20 protein-coding genes are annotated in these 18425 nt (G+C 65.8%); all 20 read left to right on the top strand.

Annotated features, from left to right (window positions below; genetic code table 11):
* Window positions 1–154 precede the first annotated feature (154 nt).
* The 20 genes from WS61_RS16655 to pdxJ all read left to right on the top strand — a co-directional run bounded on the left by WS61_RS16655 (window position 155) and on the right by pdxJ (window position 18401).
* Window positions 155–790 (top strand): DUF177 domain-containing protein, encoded by a 636-nt coding sequence (locus tag WS61_RS16655; RefSeq protein ID WP_034206769.1) that lies wholly within the window; start codon window positions 155–157, stop codon window positions 788–790.
* Between the two features lie 97 nt (window positions 791–887).
* Window positions 888–1067: a 50S ribosomal protein L32 gene (gene rpmF / locus WS61_RS16650; RefSeq protein ID WP_006051932.1), complete on the top strand. Its 180-nt coding sequence runs from the start codon at window positions 888–890 to the stop codon at window positions 1065–1067.
* Between the two features lie 129 nt (window positions 1068–1196).
* The gene (plsX, locus tag WS61_RS16645; protein ID WP_034206770.1) at window positions 1197–2303 is read left to right on the top strand and encodes a phosphate acyltransferase PlsX; all 1107 of its coding nucleotides are present in this window, start codon (window positions 1197–1199) and stop codon (window positions 2301–2303) included.
* Window positions 2304–3293, top strand: coding sequence for a beta-ketoacyl-ACP synthase III (locus WS61_RS16640; protein WP_059501594.1), 990 nt, complete (start codon window positions 2304–2306; stop codon window positions 3291–3293).
* An 86-nt stretch (window positions 3294–3379) separates the two neighbouring features.
* Window positions 3380–4312, top strand: coding sequence for an ACP S-malonyltransferase (gene fabD, locus WS61_RS16635; protein ID WP_059501593.1), 933 nt, complete (start codon window positions 3380–3382; stop codon window positions 4310–4312).
* Between the two features lie 36 nt (window positions 4313–4348).
* Entirely contained in the window at window positions 4349–5098 is a 750-nt protein-coding gene (gene fabG, locus WS61_RS16630; RefSeq protein WP_034206773.1) for a 3-oxoacyl-ACP reductase FabG, read from the top strand.
* A gap of 144 nt (window positions 5099–5242) precedes the next feature.
* Window positions 5243–5482, top strand: coding sequence for an acyl carrier protein (acpP, locus tag WS61_RS16625; RefSeq protein ID WP_004197638.1), 240 nt, complete (start codon window positions 5243–5245; stop codon window positions 5480–5482).
* Window positions 5483–5646: 164 nt separating this feature from the next.
* Window positions 5647–6879: a beta-ketoacyl-ACP synthase II gene (gene fabF / locus WS61_RS16620; RefSeq protein WP_059501592.1), complete on the top strand. Its 1233-nt coding sequence runs from the start codon at window positions 5647–5649 to the stop codon at window positions 6877–6879.
* A gap of 11 nt (window positions 6880–6890) precedes the next feature.
* Window positions 6891–7355 carry a protein YgfX gene (locus WS61_RS16615; protein ID WP_059501591.1) on the top strand — a complete coding sequence of 155 codons (465 nt, stop codon included), beginning with the start codon at window positions 6891–6893 and terminating at the stop codon, window positions 7353–7355.
* Window positions 7356–7446: 91 nt separating this feature from the next.
* Window positions 7447–8046, top strand: coding sequence for an RNA polymerase sigma factor RpoE (gene rpoE, locus WS61_RS16610; RefSeq protein ID WP_006490873.1), 600 nt, complete (start codon window positions 7447–7449; stop codon window positions 8044–8046).
* An 86-nt stretch (window positions 8047–8132) separates the two neighbouring features.
* Window positions 8133–8750 carry a sigma-E factor negative regulatory protein gene (locus WS61_RS16605; protein WP_059501590.1) on the top strand — a complete coding sequence of 206 codons (618 nt, stop codon included), beginning with the start codon at window positions 8133–8135 and terminating at the stop codon, window positions 8748–8750.
* Window positions 8751–8755: 5 nt separating this feature from the next.
* Window positions 8756–9808 carry a MucB/RseB C-terminal domain-containing protein gene (locus WS61_RS16600; RefSeq protein ID WP_059501589.1) on the top strand — a complete coding sequence of 351 codons (1053 nt, stop codon included), beginning with the start codon at window positions 8756–8758 and terminating at the stop codon, window positions 9806–9808.
* Window positions 9809–9824: 16 nt separating this feature from the next.
* Window positions 9825–11321: a DegQ family serine endoprotease gene (locus tag WS61_RS16595; protein ID WP_059501587.1), complete on the top strand. Its 1497-nt coding sequence runs from the start codon at window positions 9825–9827 to the stop codon at window positions 11319–11321.
* 7 nt (window positions 11322–11328) lie between these two features.
* Complete coding sequence (locus WS61_RS16590) at window positions 11329–11565, top strand: glutaredoxin family protein (protein ID WP_006476497.1); 237 nt, start codon at window positions 11329–11331, stop codon at window positions 11563–11565.
* Between the two features lie 196 nt (window positions 11566–11761).
* Window positions 11762–13555: a translation elongation factor 4 gene (gene lepA / locus WS61_RS16585; RefSeq protein WP_059501585.1), complete on the top strand. Its 1794-nt coding sequence runs from the start codon at window positions 11762–11764 to the stop codon at window positions 13553–13555.
* 15 nt (window positions 13556–13570) lie between these two features.
* The gene (gene lepB / locus WS61_RS16580; RefSeq protein ID WP_059501582.1) at window positions 13571–14464 is read left to right on the top strand and encodes a signal peptidase I; all 894 of its coding nucleotides are present in this window, start codon (window positions 13571–13573) and stop codon (window positions 14462–14464) included.
* Window positions 14465–14618: 154 nt separating this feature from the next.
* Window positions 14619–15845 (top strand): ribonuclease III, encoded by a 1227-nt coding sequence (gene rnc, locus WS61_RS16575; protein ID WP_059501580.1) that lies wholly within the window; start codon window positions 14619–14621, stop codon window positions 15843–15845.
* A 60-nt stretch (window positions 15846–15905) separates the two neighbouring features.
* Window positions 15906–16805 (top strand): GTPase Era, encoded by a 900-nt coding sequence (era, locus tag WS61_RS16570; protein ID WP_034206782.1) that lies wholly within the window; start codon window positions 15906–15908, stop codon window positions 16803–16805.
* Complete coding sequence (gene recO, locus WS61_RS16565) at window positions 16792–17628, top strand: DNA repair protein RecO (RefSeq protein WP_059501578.1); 837 nt, start codon at window positions 16792–16794, stop codon at window positions 17626–17628. Before era ends, recO begins: the two co-directional genes overlap by 14 nt.
* Window positions 17625–18401: a pyridoxine 5'-phosphate synthase gene (pdxJ, locus tag WS61_RS16560; RefSeq protein WP_059501577.1), complete on the top strand. Its 777-nt coding sequence runs from the start codon at window positions 17625–17627 to the stop codon at window positions 18399–18401. The genes recO and pdxJ overlap by 4 nt, the downstream gene beginning before the upstream one ends.
* Window positions 18402–18425: the final 24 nt, after the last annotated feature.

Genomic DNA, 18425 nt, shown 5'->3' with positions numbered 1-18425 from the left:
TAAAACAGGTATGCTTTCCCGCTTTTCGTCGGCAGGCTTTCGCTGTGGGGGCGCCTGCCGGGTCTTCGGAAGTAAAGTACGGCATCCCTCGATGAGCCGTACGCGAGCGGTGCCAAGCCGGATCCCGCAAGTCAGCCTGTAGGCAGGAGCGCACATGAACACTTCTTCTGGCAAACCTGCAGCGGCCCTCGATCCGCATGCGGTCGACCTGTTCGAGTTCGCCCGCAGCGGGCGGCAGGCGGCCGGGGCAGTGCGCCTCTCGCAACTGCCGCGCATGTTAAACGAAGTGCCGACGGACGCGCCGGATCGCGACACGGTCTTCACGTGGCAGGCGGAAGGGTTCACGCAGAAAGAGTTGCAGGACGACGGCGCCGACGGGCAGCAGCCGTATCTGCGCCTCGCGGTGCACGGCCATGCATGGCTCACGTGCCAGCGCTGCATGACGCCGTACGATCAGGCGTTCGACGTCGACATGACGTACCGGATCGTCGCGACCGAAGAAGAAGCCGAGGAATTTCCGCTCGACGACGATGAAGCCGATGTGATCGTGGGCTCACGCCAGTTCGATCTCGTCGACTTGATCGAAGAGGAATTGCTGCTTTCGTTGCCGCTCGTGCCCAAGCACGAGGTTTGCCCGGCAGTTCACGAAAGCCTCGTGTCGGGCGCGAGCGGTCCCGCGGAAGAGTCGGACGAGGAGTCCGACGAAGCCGGGGACGAAGGCAAACGGCCGAATCCGTTCGCAGCGCTGCAAGCGTTGAAGAAGGACGGTGACGGCACCAAGAAACACTGAGCAGTTGTGGCGCGGGAAGGCGTAGGGCTTTGGGCCAGGGTAGTTAAGCGCCGGATCGGGCTGTGTTAGAATCCGGAAAATTATTTAGGAGTTAGTCATGGCAGTCCAGCAAAACAAGAAGTCGCCGTCGAAGCGCGGCATGCATCGTTCGCACGATTTCCTGACGGCAGCGCCGCTGGCAGTCGAGCCGAGCACGGGTGAAGTGCACCTGCGTCACCACGTCAGCCCGAACGGCTACTATCGCGGCAAGAAAGTCGTCAAGACGAAGAACGACTAAGCGTCAAGTCACGCGTTGCGCGCTACGCTCGCCGTTCGCGTGACAACTGGTTCGCTTGACACTTTCCTGGCTCAACAAAAAGGCGGCATTCAACTGCCGCTTTTTTGTGCCTGAAATTCGTCGCATTCCATGACCGTAAAGCTCACAATCGATTGCATGGGAGGCGACCACGGCCCGTCCGTGACCGTTCCCGCGGCAGTCAAGTTCGTCCGCGCGCATCCCGATGCGCACCTGATGCTCGTCGGCATCGAAAGCGCGATTCGCGCTCAGTTGAAGAAGCTGAAAGCCCTCGACGATCCCGCGTTGACCATCGTGCCCGCCACCGAAGTCGTGGCGATGGACGACCCTGTCGAAGTGGCGCTGCGCAAGAAGAAGGATTCTTCGATGCGCGTCGCGCTCAACCACGTCAAGGAAGGCGCGGCGCAGGCCTGCATTTCCGCCGGCAATACCGGCGCGTTGATGGCCGTTTCCCGTTACGTACTCAAGACGCTGCCCGGCATCGAGCGGCCCGCGATCGCGTTCGCGCTGCCGAACCCGACCGGCTACACGATGATGCTGGACCTCGGCGCGAACGTCGACTGCGAACCGCAGCATCTGCTGCAGTTCGCGGAGATGGGGCACGCGCTGGTGGCCGCGCTCGAAGGCAAGGAGCGCCCGACGATCGGCCTGCTGAACATCGGCGAAGAGGTCATCAAGGGCAACGAGACGATCAAGCGCGCAGGCGAGCTGCTGCGGGCCAGCACGCTCAATTTCCGCGGCAACGTGGAAGGCAACGACATCTACAAGGGCACCGTCGACGTGATCGTCTGCGACGGCTTCGTCGGCAACGTCGCGCTGAAGACGTCGGAAGGGCTCGCGCAGATGCTGTCGGACATCATCCGCGAGGAGTTCGGCCGTTCGCTGATGTCGAAGCTGATGGCGCTGCTCGCGCTGCCCGTGCTGATGCGTTTCAAGAAGCGCGTCGACCACCGCCAGTACAACGGCGCGGCGCTGCTGGGGCTGAAGAGCCTCGTGATCAAGAGCCACGGCTCGGCCGACGCCTACGCGTTTGAGTGGGCGATCAAACGCGGGTATGATGCCGTCAAAAACGGGGTGCTGGAGCGCCTCGCGCGCGCGATGGCGGATAATTCGGCGTCGCTCGGCGACGGCGAGCACGACGCGGGCGGCGCGGGCCATGCAAGCCCTGCCGCAGGCCATCACGCCGAACCTTCCGCTGCGCAATCCTCTAAAGCATAAATGGCCCAATCGACTCTCTATTCCCGCGTGCTCGGCACGGGCAGCTACCTGCCGCCCGACCGCGTCACGAACCAGCAGTTGACCGATCGTCTTGCGAAGGAAGGCATCGAGACGAGCGATGAATGGATCGTGGCGCGTACGGGCATCCATGCGCGCCATTTCGCCGCACCCGACGTCACGACGAGCGATCTCGCGCTCGAGGCATCGCGTCGTGCGATCGAAGCGGCCGGTGTCGATCCGCAGTCGATCGACCTGATCATCGTCGCGACTTCGACCCCCGATTTCGTGTTCCCGAGCACCGCGTGCCTGCTGCAGAACAAGCTCGGCATCAAGAACGGCGGCGCGGCATTCGACGTGCAGGCCGTGTGTTCGGGCTTCGCATACGCGATGGCGACGGCCGACAGCTTCATCCGCAGCGGCCAGCACCGTACGGCGCTCGTGGTCGGCGCGGAGACGTTCTCGCGCATTCTCGACTTCAAGGACCGCACGACCTGCGTGCTGTTCGGCGACGGCGCGGGCGCTGTGATCCTGTCCGCATCGGAAGAGCCGGGCGTGCTCGGCAGCGCGCTGCACGCGGACGGCAGCTACTCGAACATCCTGTGCACGCCGGGCAACGTCAATCGCGGCGTGATCGACGGCAGCGCGTTCCTGCACATGGACGGCCAGGCCGTGTTCAAGCTCGCGGTCAACGTGCTCGAAAAAGTCGCGATCGAAGCGCTCGCGAAGGCGAATCTCGCGCCCGAGCAAATCGACTGGCTGATTCCGCACCAGGCCAACATCCGCATCATGACCAGCACCTGCCGCAAGCTCGGCCTGCCGCAGGAGCGCATGGTCGTGACGGTCGACCAGCACGGCAACACGTCGGCCGCGTCGATCCCGCTGGCGCTCGACGTCGCGGTGCGCGACGGCCGCATCCAGCGCGGTCAGCACGTGCTGATCGAAGGCGTCGGCGGCGGCTTCACCTGGGGCGCGTCGGTCTTCCGCTTCTGATCCGCGGCGCGCGACAAGCCGCGCGCGGATCTCAAACCGGTGCGCCGCTCGCGCGCGCCGTTCGAATCGATTCAATTGGGGACGATATGAAATTCGCATTCGTTTTTCCGGGGCAGGGCTCGCAGGCGATCGGCATGCTCAACGCATTCGCCGATCTGGCCGTCGTGCGCGAGACGCTCCAGGAAGCGTCCGACGCGCTCGATCAGGATCTCGGCAAGCTGATCGCCGAAGGTCCGGCCGAAGAGCTGAACCTGACCACCAACACGCAGCCCGTGATGCTGACCGCAGCGTACGCGTGCTACCGCGCGTGGCAGCAGGCAGGGGGCCCGGCGCCGTCGATCGTTGCTGGCCACAGCCTCGGTGAATACACGGCGCTCGTCGCGGCCGGCGCGATCGCGTTCAAGGACGCGGTGCCGCTCGTACGCTTTCGCGCGCAGGCGATGCAGACGGCCGTGCCGGTCGGCCAGGGCGGCATGGCCGCGATCCTGGGCCTCGACGACGACGCGGTGCGTGCGGTATGCGCCGAAGCCGCGGAAGCGGGCGTCGTCGAAGCGGTGAACTTCAATGCGCCCGCGCAGGTCGTGATCGCAGGCAGCAAGGCTGCGGTCGAAAAGGCATGCGAAATCGCGAAAGCGAAGGGCGCGAAGCGCGCGCTGCCGCTGCCGGTGTCGGCGCCGTTCCATTCGTCGCTGCTCAAGCCGGCGTCGGATCAGTTGCGCGACTATCTCGCGAACGTCGACGTGAAGGCGCCGCAGATTCCAGTCGTCAACAACATCGACGTCGCGGTGACGAGCGATCCGGCTGCGATCAAGGATGCGCTGGTGCGCCAGGCCGCAGGCCCGGTGCGCTGGGTCGAGTGCGTGCGGCACATCGCGGGCACGGGCATCACGCACGTGATCGAATGCGGTCCGGGCAAGGTGCTCGCCGGCCTGACGAGGCGCATCGACGGCAATCTGACGGGGGCATCGGTGTTCGATCCGGCTTCGCTCGACGAAGCGCTCAAGCTGGTGACCGCCTGACGCGGCGCCTTTTCCCAAGCAACGGATATTCGATCCATGGACAAGACTCTCGATAAACAGGTTGCGATCGTGACCGGCGCGTCGCGTGGCATCGGCCGTTCGATCGCGCTCGAACTCGCGCGTCTGGGCGCGACGGTGATCGGCACGGCGACGAGCGAATCGGGCGCCGCCGCGATCACCGCGGCGTTCGCGGAAGCAGGTGTCGCGGGCCGCGGCGCGGTGCTGAACGTCAACGACGCGGCGGCTGCCGAAGCGCTGATCGACGCGACCGTGAAGGAATTCGGTGCACTGAACGTGCTCGTCAACAACGCGGGCATCACGCAGGACCAGCTCGCGATGCGGATGAAGGACGAGGACTGGGATGCGGTGATCGACACCAACCTGAAGTCGGTGTTCCGTCTGTCGCGTGCGGTGCTGCGCCCGATGATGAAGGCGCGCGGCGGTCGTATCATCAACATCACGTCGGTGGTCGGCTCGGCCGGCAATCCGGGTCAGGTCAACTATGCGGCCGCGAAGGCCGGCGTCGCGGGCATGACGCGCGCCCTCGCGCGCGAAATCGGCAGCCGCGGCATCACCGTGAACTGCGTGGCGCCGGGCTTCATCGACACCGACATGACGAAGACGCTGCCGGAAGAACAGCAGGCCGCGCTCAAGACCCAGATTCCGCTCGGCCGCCTCGGCAGCCCGGAGGACATCGCCCATGCCGTCGCGTTTCTCGCATCGCCGCAGGCCGGTTACATCACCGGCACGACGCTGCACGTGAACGGCGGCATGTACATGTCGTAACGGTTTTCGTTTACCATCCGCGCCGTATCCCGTTTTTCAGGCGGATCGGCGCTTGATCGACCATCAAGCCAACGCGCGTTTTGGCGTCAGCAAACCTGATAAAATGCGCGCACTTGTAAATCTGAACTTTCCCTCGGAGGGGTAATGGACAACATCGAACAACGTGTCAAGAAGATCGTCGCTGAACAACTGGGCGTCGCCGAAGCCGAGATCAAGAACGAAGCTTCGTTCGTGAACGACCTGGGCGCCGACTCGCTCGACACGGTCGAACTGGTGATGGCGCTCGAAGACGAGTTCGGCATGGAAATCCCGGACGAAGAAGCAGAGAAGATCACGACCGTTCAGCAAGCGATCGACTACGCTCGCGCAAACGTCAAGGCGTAAGCGCCTTTCGCGCTTGTCCGCCACGTCGCCGCGATCTTCGCGATTGACGCGCCATCCTGCCGGCTTCGCGCCGGACGGACTAACAGCCACAGGGCTCGCAGGGCTGATTCCTGTGGCCACTGTGGCTTTTGTTTTTGTCATCCAATAATGGAAAAGAGGTTACCGTGAGCCGCCGTCGTGTTGTCGTTACAGGCCTGGGGCTGATTTCGCCTGTTGGCAATAATGTTGCCGACGGCTGGGCCAATCTCGTCGCCGGCAAGTCCGGTATCGCCACCGTCACGAAGTTCGATGCGTCGAACCTCGCGTGCCATTTCGCGGGCGAAGTGAAGGGTTTCAGCGCCGAGGAATACATCCCGGCGAAGGAAGCCCGGAACATGGATACGTTCATCCATTACGGCATCGCCGCCGGCGTCCAGGCCATCCGCGACAGCGGGCTGGAAGTGACCGAAGCCAATGCGGAACGCATCGGTGTGCTGGTCGGTTCCGGCATCGGCGGCCTGCCGATGATCGAAGACACGCACCAGACCTACGTCGATCGCGGCGCGCGCCGCATTTCGCCGTTCTTCGTGCCGGGTTCGATCATCAACATGATCTCCGGTCACCTGAGCATCATGTTCGGCCTGAAGGGCCCGAACCTCGCGGCCGTGACGGCCTGCACGACCGGCCTGCACAGCATCGGCCTCGCCGCGCGCCTGATCCAGGCCGGCGACGCCGACGTGATGGTCGCGGGCGGCGCCGAATCGACGGTGTCGCCGCTCGGCATCGGCGGTTTCGCGGCAGCGCGCGCGCTGTCGACCCGCAACGACGATCCGGCTACCGCGTCGCGTCCGTGGGACAAGGACCGCGACGGCTTCGTGCTGGGCGAGGGCTCGGGCGTGATGGTGCTCGAAGAGTACGAGGCGGCGAAGGCGCGCGGCGCGAAGATCTACGCGGAAGTCGCGGGCTTCGGCATGACGGGCGACGCGTACCACATGACCGCGCCGAACATGGACGGCCCGCGCCGCTGCATGGTCGCGGCGCTGCGCGACGCCGGCATGAACCCGGACGAGGTCCAGTACCTGAACGCGCATGGCACGTCGACGCCGCTGGGCGACAAGAACGAGTCCGACGCGGTGAAGGCGGCCTTCGGCGAGCACGCGTACAAGATGGTGGTCAACTCGACGAAGTCGATGACGGGCCACCTGCTGGGTGGCGCGGGCGGCCTCGAATCGGTGTTCACGGTGCTGGCGCTGCACAACAACGTGTCGCCGCCGACCATCAACATTTTCAACCAGGACCCCGAGTGCGATCTCGATTACTGCGCGAACACCGCGCGTGACATGAAGATCGACGTGGCCGTGAAGAACAACTTCGGCTTCGGCGGTACCAACGGCACGCTGGTGTTCAAGCGCGTCTGACGTCGAATCGCTTGACGAGTCCATTCGATGCTCCGGCCGGGCGTCCGCAGCGCTTTGCGTTGCGGGCCTCGGCCGTGTCGTATCTCGTGCTGGCCGTATTCGTCGCGTCGGCTGCCGCGTCGGCGTACCTGTTCTGGGCGCCGCGCGCGGGCGTTGCCGCCGGCGCGGGCGTGTCGGCCGCGACGGCGGCCCTGCTGGCCGTATGGGCGGTGCGGGCCTGCGCCCGCCGGCTGCCGGCCGAGCTGCGGATCGATGCCTTCGGGGAGATTGCGGCGTTTGGCCGCACCGGGCAGTTGTTGGCCCGCGGCCGCGTGACGGGCCACGCGCACTGGAGCAGCCTGCTGCTGGTGCTGTCGGTCGGGCAGGGTGCCCGGCGGGCCCGGCCGCTGCTGATTCCGGCCGACGCGCTCGACGCCGCATCGTTCAGCGCGCTGTCGGTGCTGGCGAGGACGGCCGGGGCGGCGGGGCGGGCATGACGGCGGCGCGGTTACCGGCCGTAACCAGCGCCCGGCGCCGGAACGCTACAATAACGCTCCGCGTTGCATCCCTAGTTAACGGATTTGTCAGGTGAGTGAAAAAGAAATCGATCAGGCTCTGGTCGAGCGCGTACAGAAGGGCGACAAGGCGGCGTTCGAACTCCTGGTCTCCAAATACCACCGCAAGATCATTCGGCTGATCTCGCGCCTCGTGCGGGATCCCGCCGAGGTCGAAGATGTGGCTCAGGACGCGTTCATCAAGGCGTATCGTGCGTTGCCGCAATTCCGCGGCGAATCGGCGTTCTATACGTGGTTGTACCGAATTGCCGTCAACACGGCGAAGAACTACCTTGCGACGCAAGGCCGCCGGGCGCCGACCTCGACCGAGGCCGATGCGGAGGAAGCGGAAACTTTCTCCGACGCAGACCAACTAAGGGATATCAACACGCCTGAGTCGATGTTGATGAGCAAGCAGATTGCCGAGACGGTCAACGCTGCAATGGCTCTGCTGCCCGAAGAACTGCGCCAGGCAATCACGCTGCGCGAGATCGAGGGCCTGAGCTACGAAGAGATCGCGGAAATGATGGGCTGTCCGATTGGGACGGTCCGATCGCGGATCTTCCGCGCGCGCGAAGCAATCGCTGCCAAATTGCGTCCGCTGCTCGATACGCCCGAAGGCAAGCGCTGGTAAGCGCGACGGGCGGAACGACGCGGGTCGGGGTCTAGTAACGGATAGAGTCGTGAAGTCACGACGGGGTGTGCAAGATGGGGAGCATCATGGGGTCGGTCAATACGCAATCGCAGGCGTGCTCGCGCGGCGAGCGCATTTCCGCGCTGGTCGACGGCGAAATGTTCGACGGCCCGGATCACGGGCAGTTTCTGGCTGAACTCGACCGCGCGGATCGCGCCGTATGGGCCCAGTACCACTTGATCGGCGATGCGCTGCGCTCGGACGAGCTCGCGCTGTCGCCCGCGCTGAGCGTCGCGTTCACCGCGCGCATGTCGGCTGCGCTCGAAAGCGAGCCGCACCTGCTGGCGCCGGCGGCCGCGCCGGTCGCACGCAAGCTGCTGTCGCTGCGCCGCCGCGTCGTGCCCGCGTTCGCGGTGGCCGCCGCGGCCGCCACGCTGACGTGGATCGTCGTCCCGCAGATGCAGACGGCCGGCGCCCCGGGCGCCGTCCAGGTCGCATCGGCAGGCGCGCCGCAGAACGGCAACCTGCAGCGCGTGACGGTTGCGCAGGCATCGACCCAGCCGGGCCTGCAGGACGTCAACATCATTCGCGACGCCAGCCTCGACCAATACCTTGAAGCGCACCAGCAATTCGCGCAGCAGCCCGTCGTCACGGGTTCGATGCCGCTGATCCGCGCTGCCGTGACCACCACGCCAGGCCAATAACCCCGATGCGGACATTGCAGTTGAATCACGCCATCTCCGGATGGAAGCGGCTGCCGGCCCTTTTGCTTTGCGCAGCCGCCCTGTTGTCCGTTCAATCCCTTCCCGCCAGCGCCCAGCAACCGGACGATCCCGTCGCGACCCGCAAGGGCGCCGCTGACTGGCTCGACCGCGTCCAGCAGGCGGCGCAGCAGCAGAGCTACGAAGGTACGTTCGTCTACCAGCGCGGTGGGTACGTGCAGTCGTCGCGCATCGCGCACGTCTCGTCCCGCGACGGCGAGTTCGAGCGGATCGAGACGCTCGACGGCAAGCCGCGCAAGCTGCTGCGGCACAACGACGAGCTATATACGTTCGTGCCCGAGCGCAAGCTGTGCGTGGTCGAACGCCGCCAGACGCGCGACTCGTTCCCCGCGCTGCTCGGCGCGAGCGGCGAGCACGTGATGTCCGTCTACGATGCGAAGTCGCTCGGCAAGGACCGTGTGGCCGGGATCGACGCGCAGGTCGTCGAGCTCGTGCCGAAAGATGCGTATCGTTTCACGTACAAGCTGTGGGCCGACGCGCGCACCGGGCTGCTACTGCGTTCGCAGACGCTCGACGCGAACGATCACGTGCTCGAACAGATCGCGTTCTCGCAACTGCAGACGGGCGGCGCAAGCGGCGACAAGGGCGCGATTGCAGCCGGCATGCGCAATCTGAGCGGCTGGACGGTCGTGCGCCCGCCGGTCGCGGCGGTCGACATGGAGGCGCAGGGCTGGCAGCTTGCGCCGAGCGTCGCCGGCTTCCAGAAGATTCGTGAAGTGCGCCGGCCGATGGCCGCGCGCGATGCGGGCGATCCGCCGATCCCGGTCGATCAGGCCGTCTTCACCGACGGCCTCGCGACGATCTCGGTTTTCATCGAGCCGGCCGAAAAGAATACGCGCAAGGAAGGCGCGGGCAGCACCGGTGCGACGCACGTTCTCGTGAAGCGCCGCGGCGACTACTGGATCACCGTGCTCGGCGAAGTGCCGCCGGCCACGTTGCAGCAGTTCGCGTCTGCCATAGAATACAAGGCTTCCAAGTAACGCTACGGCTTCCGACATGATGAAACTCACGCTGCGCAAATGGCTCGCGGCGGCGGCGCTGTCTGCCTGCCTGCCGCTCGTGCCGCATACCGCGTTCGCTGTGACGGCTCCCGCTGCCAGCCTGCCCGACTTTGCCGATCTGGTCGAGAAGGTCGGCCCGGCCGTCGTGAACATCCGGACCACCGCCAACGTGCCGACGAGCGGCCCGCGCGGGATGCTCCCGCCCGGCTTCGACAACGGCGACATGTCCGAATTCTTCCGGCGCTTCTTCGGCATTCCGCTGCCGCAGGCGCCCGGTAACGGCGGCGGCAACGGCGGCAACCCGAAGAACGCGCCGGCGCCGGACAATCCGCCCGACACCGAGCAGAACCGCGGCGTCGGCTCGGGCTTCATCGTGTCGGCCGACGGTTACGTGATGACCAATGCGCACGTCGTCGACGATGCGGACACCATTTACGTGACGCTGACCGACAAGCGCGAATTCAAGGCGAAGCTGATCGGCGTCGACGACCGTACGGACGTCGCGGTCGTCAAGATCCAGGCGTCGAACCTGCCGGTCGTCGCGATCGGCGATTCGAACAAGGTGCGCGTCGGCGAATGGGTCGTCGCGATCGGGTCGCCGTTCGGCCTCGACAACACGGTCACGGCCGGCATCGTCAGCTCGAAGAGCCGCAACACGGGCGACTACCTGCCGTTCATCCAGACCGACGTCGCCGTGAACCCCGGCAACTCGGGCGGCCCGCTGATCAACATGCAGGGCGAGGTGATCGGCATCAACTCGCAGATCTACAGCCGGACCGGCGGCTTCATGGGCATTTCGTTCGCGATTCCGATCGACGAGGCGATGCGCGTGGCCGACCAGCTGAAGGCGACGGGCAAGGTCACGCGCGGCCGCATCGCAGTGGCGATCGGCGAGGTGACGAAGGACGTGGCCGATTCGATCGGGCTGCCGAAGGCCGAAGGCGCGCTCGTCAGCAGCGTCGAGCCGGGCGGCCCCGCCGACAAGGCCGGCATCCAGCCGGGCGACATTATCCTGAAGTTCAACGGCCGTCCGGTCGATGCGGCGTCGGATCTGCCGCGCATGGTCGGCGACACGAAGCCTGGCACGAAGGCGACGGTCAGCGTGTGGCGCAAGGGCCAGGCGCGCGATCTGCCGATCACGATCGCCGAGACGCCGGCCGAGTCGACGGCGAAGGCCGAGCAGCGCAAGAATGCACCGCAGAAGCCGCGCCAGACCAATTCGCTCGGCCTGACGGTCAGCGACCTGACGGCGGAGCAGATGAAGACGCTGAAGTTGAAGAACGGCGTGCAGATCGACGGCGTCGACGGCCCGGCCGCCCGTGCGGGCCTGCAGCGCGGCGACATCGTGCTGCGGGTGGGCGACACCGACATCACGAGCGCGAAGCAGTTCGCGGACGTGACCGCGCAGCTCGATCCGCAGAAGGCGGTCGCGGTGCTCGTGCGGCGTGGCGACAACACGCAGTTCGTGCCCGTGCGGCCGCGCCAGAAGTAACGCGCCGATGTTCACGCTCTACGGCCGCGGCTGGTGCCACCTGTGCGACGACATGCGCGACGCACTGGCGCCGGTGGCGGCCGAATTCGGCGTCGCGGTCGACTACATCGACATCGACACCGATGCTGCGCTCGTCGCGCGTTACGACGAGGACGTGCCCGTGCTGCTGCTGGACGGCGCGGAAGTGTGCCGCCACCGGTTCGACGACGCGCGGGTGCGCGACGCGCTGGCGGCCCGGCGCTGAACCGGGCCCGCCGCGGGCCGGCGCCGCTTCGCACGGGGCACGATCCGGCGGTCGGCTCGGCCGGGCTCCCGCGTGGCAGGGCGTCCGAAATCCCGCCCGGCGTAAGCCTTTTCGGCTAAAATAAGCCGTTTTTTCACCGACTTACAAGGCGTGCTCCGCAGTCGTGAGCGCGCCTTTTTCGCTTGATCGGCACTGAATGGATCATATTCGCAATTTCTCGATCATCGCCCACATCGACCATGGCAAGTCGACGCTCGCGGATCGCATCATCCAGGTATGCGGCGGCCTCGCCGACCGTGAAATGGAAGCGCAGGTGCTCGACTCGATGGATATCGAGCGCGAGCGCGGCATCACGATCAAGGCGCAGACTGCCGCGTTGTCCTATCGCGCACGCGACGGCAAGGTCTACAACCTGAACCTGATCGACACGCCGGGGCACGTCGACTTCTCGTACGAGGTCAGCCGTTCGCTGTCCGCGTGCGAAGGCGCGCTGCTGGTCGTCGACGCGAGTCAAGGCGTCGAGGCGCAGACGGTCGCGAACTGCTACACGGCGATCGAGCTCGGCGTCGAGGTCGTGCCCGTGCTGAACAAGATCGACCTGCCGGCCGCGAACCCCGAGAACGCGATCGAGGAAATCGAGGACGTGATCGGCATCGACGCGACCGACGCGACGCGCTGCAGCGCGAAGACGGGCCTCGGCGTCGAGGACGTGCTCGAGTCGCTGATCGCGAAGGTGCCCCCGCCGAAGGGCGATCCGGCCGCGCCGCTGCAGGCGCTGATCATCGATTCGTGGTTCGACAACTACGTCGGCGTCGTGATGCTCGTGCGCATCGTCAACGGCACGCTGCGTCCGAAGGACAAGATCAAGATGATGGCGACCGGCGCGCAGTATCCGGTCGAGCACGTTGGCGTATTCACGCCGAAGTCGCGCAATCTCGAGTCGCTGTCGGCCGGGCAGGTGGGCTTCATCATCGCGGGCATCAAGGAACTGACGGCCGCGAAAGTCGGCGATACCGTCACGCACGCGACCAAGGCCGCTGCCGAGCCGCTGCCGGGCTTCAAGGAAGTGAAGCCGCAGGTGTTCGCGGGGCTGTATCCGGTCGAGGCGAACCAGTACGACGCGCTGCGCGAATCGCTCGAGAAGCTCAAGCTGAACGACGCATCGCTGCAGTACGAGCCGGAAGTGTCGCAGGCGCTCGGTTTCGGGTTCCGTTGCGGCTTCCTCGGGCTGCTGCACATGGAAATCGTACAGGAGCGGCTCGAGCGCGAGTTCGACATGGATCTCATCACGACCGCGCCGACGGTCGTCTACGAGGTCGTGCAGAGCGACGGCTCGACGATCATGGTCGAGAATCCGGCGAAGATGCCGGAGCCCGGCCGCATCGCCGAAGTGCGCGAGCCGATCGTCACCGTGAACCTGTACATGCCGCAGGATTACGTCGGCTCGGTGATCACGCTGTGCGAGCAGAAGCGCGGCTCGCAGATCAACATGCAGTATCACGGCCGCCAGGTGCAGCTCACGTACGAGATCCCGATGGCCGAGATCGTGCTCGACTTCTTCGATCGCCTGAAGTCGGTATCGCGCGGCTATGCGTCGATGGATTACGAGTTCAAGGAGTACCGTTCGTCGGACGTCGTGAAGGTCGACATGCTGATCAACGGCGACAAGGTCGACGCGCTGTCGATCATCGTGCACCGGTCGCAATCGCAATATCGCGGCCGCGAAGTCGCCGCGAAGATGCGCGAGATCATCCCGCGCCAGATGTACGACGTGGCGATCCAGGCCGCGATCGGTGCGCACATCGTCGCGCGCGAGAACATCAAGGCGCTCCGCAAGAACGTGCTCGCGAAGTGCTACGGCGGCGACATCACGCGGAAGAAGAAACTGCTCGAGAAGCAGAAAGAAGGTAAGAAACGCATGAAGCAGGTGGGTTCGGTCGAGATCCCGCAGGAGGCGTTCCTCGCGATCTTGCGCGTCGAAGACAAATAACAGGACTGATCCTTTATGAATTTTGCGCTGATTCTTTTTGTGCTCGTCGTCGTGACGGGCGTAGCGTGGGTGCTGGACAAACTGGTGTTCCTGCCGCGGCGTCGCAAGGCGGCCGACTCGGCGATCGAGGAGTTCGATCGCCAGCAGTCGCGCATCGACAAGCGTTTCGCGGACGAAAATGCAGCGCAGACGCGTTCGAAGCTGCGTGACGAAAAGCTGCGCCAGCCGTGGTGGCTCGAGTACACGGCGAGCTTCTTCCCGGTGATCCTGGCCGTGTTCGTCGTGCGTTCGTTCGTCGTCGAGCCGTTCAAGATTCCGTCGGGCTCGATGGTGCCGACGCTGCTCGTCGGCGACTTCATCCTCGTCAACAAGTTCGAGTACGGGCTGCGCCTGCCGGTCACGAACACGAAGATCACGCAGGGCAGCCCGCTGTCGCGCGGCGACGTCGTCGTGTTCCGCTATCCGAAGGACGAGTCGGTCGATTACATCAAGCGCGTGATCGGCCTGCCGGGCGACACGATCGCGTATCAGGACAAGCAGCTCACGATCAACGGCCAGCCGGTGCCCGAAACGCCGCTGCCCGATTTCTTCGACGACGAGCGCCAGAATTACGCGAAGCAGTTCGAGGAAACGATCGGCAACAAGAAGAACGCGATCCTCAACAACCCGGCCGTGCCGCCGTTCGTGATGGGCGCATACGACTATCCGTATCGCGACAACTGCACGTACAACAGCCGCGGCGTGATCTGCAAGGTGCCGCCCGGTCACTACTTCATGATGGGCGACAACCGCGACAACAGCGCGGACAGCCGCTACTGGGGTTTCGTGCCGGACCGGAACATCGTCGGCCGCGCGTTCTTCATCTGGATGAACTTCGGCGACCTGAAGCGCATCGGTTCCTTCAACTGATCGCATTCGATTCACACGCAATACACGACGCACGGGCCGCGTCGCGTATTGCCGAACTACTTTAAGAACCGGCGGTAACACCGCCTCGACACGCCTTTTCGCGTCCGGCCGTGCCGTTTCGGCCCGACCGGGCGCCCGCGTTATACTCCTGCACATGCCCCTATCCCAGTTGGAAAGCCGGCTGCGCTACGAATTTCGCAATGCGGAATTGTTGCGCCAGGCTTTGACCCATCGCAGTCACAGCGCCACGCACAACGAACGGCTCGAGTTTCTCGGCGATTCCGTTCTGAATTGCGCGGTGGCCGCCCTTTTGTTCCAGCGTTTCGGCAAGCTGGACGAAGGTGATCTGTCGCGCGTACGCGCCAACCTCGTCAAGCAGCAGTCGTTGTACGAAATCGCTCAGGCCCTGAATATCTCGGACGGCCTGCGGCTCGGCGAGGGCGAGCTGCGCAGCGGCGGATTCCGCCGCCCGTCGATCCTCGCGGACGCGTTCGAAGCCATCATCGGGGCCGTATTCCTCGATGGCGGCTTCGAAGCCGCCCAAGGGGTCATCAAGCGGCTCTACATCCCGATTCTCGACCACATCGATCCGCGCACGCTCGGCAAGGACGCGAAGACGCTGCTGCAGGAATACTTGCAGGGGCACAAGATCGCGCTGCCGACCTATACGGTCGTCGCGACGCATGGTGCGGCGCACAATCAGCAGTTCGAGGTCGAGTGCACGGTGCCGAAGCTCGACGTGAAGGTATCGGGTTCCGGCGCGAGCCGGCGCGCGGCCGAGCAGGCCGCTGCGAAGAAGGCGCTCGACGAAGTGATGGCGGCCGCGCCGATGCTGGCCGCGAAGCCGAAGCGCTCGAAAAACGCACGCGGGTCCAAGCATGTCGAACCCGAGATCGTGCCGGGCGTGAAGGGCGTGCAGGAAGCGCTCGACCTGCGCTCGCCGGAGCGCAAGGAACGTGCGGCGGCGCGCGAGGCCAGGGCGGCCGGCGCGGCGCCGGCTGCAACCGCTGCGGCTGCGGCCACGGGCGAGCCGGCCGTCGCGCCGATGGCGGCGATTCGCGCGGCGCATGTCGAGCCTGCCACGGACAAGGGCGAGCGGGCGGCGAAGCCGGCGACCGACAAGGTGGCCGACAAACCGGCCGAGCGGCCCGACAAGGCTGCAGAAAAACCTGCCGAAGCCGCGTCGCGCGCAGCCGACAAGCCGGCCGGTCACGCAGCCGATTCGGCAGCGTCGTCGGCTGACAAGGCTTCCGCGAGTGCCGACTCCGCCGCGCGCACGCCGGCGCGCGCACGCGATGCCGCGGCGCCCGACGCCGATGCGCCGCCTGGCGGCGCGAGTCTTGCTGCCGCGCAGGCGCGCGTGGCCGATGCCGGCCACTGAATTGCCCATCGATCGTGCCGCGCGCCGCGCGGCCGTTTCCGAACCTGTCTCCCAAACGATATGAACACTCCCGCTCCTACCGGTTTCCGTTGCGGCATGATCGCGATCGTGGGCCGCCCGAACGTCGGCAAGTCGACGTTGATGAACGCACTCGTCGGCCAGAAGATCAGCATCACGTCGCGCAAGGCGCAGACGACCCGTCACCGCATCACCGGCATCAACACGTTCGACGACGCGCAATTCGTGTTCGTCGACACGCCTGGCTTCCAGACGCGTCACAGCACCGCGCTGAACCGTTCGCTGAACCGCGCGGTCACGTCGACGCTGACGTCGGTCGACGTGATCCTGTTCGTGATCGAGGCCGGCCGCTTCGGGCCCGACGACCAGAAGGTGCTCGACCTGATCCCGCCCGGCATGCCGACGCTGTTGATCGCGAACAAGATCGACCGCGTGAACGACAAGGCGTCGCTGTTCCCGTTCATGCAGAAGGTGAGCGAACTGCGCGAATTCACCGAGCTCGTGCCGCTGTCGGCGCAGCGGCCGGAAGACATCAAGCGCCTGCTGGATACGATCAAGCCGTACCTGCCGGAAGGCGAGCCGATCTACGGCGAGGACGAGCTGACCGACCGTAGCTCGCGTTTTCTCGCGGCCGAAATCCTGCGCGAGAAGGTATTCCGCTGGACCGGCGACGAACTGCCGTACACGAGCACCGTGCTGATCGACAAGTTCGAGGAAGAGGGCCGCCTGAAGCGCATCTTCGCGACGATCCTCGTCGAGCGCGATTCGCACAAGGCGATGGTGATCGGCAAGAAGGGCGAGAAGCTCAAGCAGATCAGCACCGAGGCGCGGATGGACATGGAGAAGCTGTTCGACGGCCCCGTCTACCTCGAAACCTTCGTGAAGGTGAAGAGCGGTTGGGCCGACAACGAGGCGGGGCTGCGTGCCTATGGGTACGAATGACGCGCTGACGTCGACCGAAGACGCGGTGAGCGCCGGCGCGAACGACGCGCCGTTGCCGGCACCGCCCGAACCGCCGCGCAAGGTGCGGCGCGCGGCGTCTCGCACGTCCGATTTCCGCGTCGCCGAGCAGCCGGCGTTCGTGCTGCACAGCTATCCGTATCGGGAAACGAGCCTGATCGTCGATGTGCTGACGCGCGACCACGGCCGGCTCGCGCTCGTCGCAAAGGGCGCGAAGCGCCCGCACTCGGCGTTGCGCGGCGTATTGCAGACCTTCCAGCCGTTGCTGCTGTCGTGGTCCGGCAAATCCGAGGTGCGCACGCTGACGGGCGCCGAGTGGGTTGGCGGGATGCTGCCGCTAAGCGGCGACGGGCTGTTGTGCGGTTTCTACGCGAACGAGCTGCTCGTGAAATTCTGCGCGCGCGAGGATCCCCAGCCGCCGCTGTTCAATCATTACGTGCTGACCCTCACGCGCCTCGCGCACGGCGAGCCCGCGGTGCAGGTGCTGCGCTCGTTCGAGCGTGTGCTGCTGCGCGAGACCGGGTATGCGATGGCGCTGAACCGCACGGTCGCGCGCCGCGCGGTCGAGCCCGAGCGCCGCTACGTGTTCGATCCCGAGCGCGGCGTGCGCAATGCGGACGACGACGTGCCGTCGCACTGGCCGGTCATCACCGGACAGACGTTGCTCGACATGGAGCAGGACGATTACCATCGAGCCCAGACGGTTGCGCAAAGCAAGACGCTGATGCGCTTCCTGCTGAACACCTATCTCGGCGGCACGCCGCTCGCCACGCGTCAGATCCTGATCGACCTGCAAAACCTATGAGCTTCTTCCTGACAACGCCCACCGCCATCGACCTCGGCGTGAACATCGACCACGTCGCGACGCTGCGCAATGCGCGCGGCACGCGCTATCCCGATCCGGTCCGCGCGGCGCTCGCCGCCGAAGAGGCGGGCGCGGACGCGATCACGCTGCACCTGCGCGAGGATCGTCGTCACATCGTCGACGCCGACGTGCGCGAACTGCGCCCGCTGCTGAAGACGCGCATGAACCTCGAATGCGCGGTGACGGCGGAGATGCTCGACATCGCGTGCGAAGTGCGTCCCCACGATGCGTGCCTCGTACCGGAGAAGCGCGCGGAACTGACGACCGAAGGCGGTCTCGATGTCGCCGGCCATTTCGAGGCCGTGCGCGCGGCGTGCAAGCAGCTCGCCGACGTGGGCGTGCGCGTGTCGCTGTTCATCGACCCGGACGACACGCAGATCCGCGCCGCGCACGAAGCGGGCGCGCCGGTGATCGAGCTGCATACGGGCCGCTACGCCGAAGCGCACGACCAGGCCGAGCAGCAGCGCGAATACGAGCGTATCGTCGCGGGCGTGCAGGCCGGCGCGCAGCTCGGCCTGAAGGTCAATGCGGGCCACGGGCTGCACTACACGAACGTGCAGCAGATTGCCGCGATCGACGGTATCGTCGAGTTGAACATCGGTCACGCGATCGTCGCGCACGCGATCTTCGCGGGCTGGGACAACGCGGTGCGCGAGATGAAGGCGATCATGGTCGCCGCACGCGTCGCCGCGCTGCACGGCGGCGCGCGCTGAGATGCGAGGCCGCCGCGCCCCGCA

The organism is Burkholderia sp. ABCPW 11 (genome assembly GCF_001523445.1).
In the GTDB taxonomy this organism is placed as follows: Bacteria; Pseudomonadota; Gammaproteobacteria; order Burkholderiales; family Burkholderiaceae; genus Burkholderia.
The sequence above is the reverse complement of the archived record's forward strand: the minus strand, read 5'-3'. Positions and strand labels throughout refer to the sequence as shown.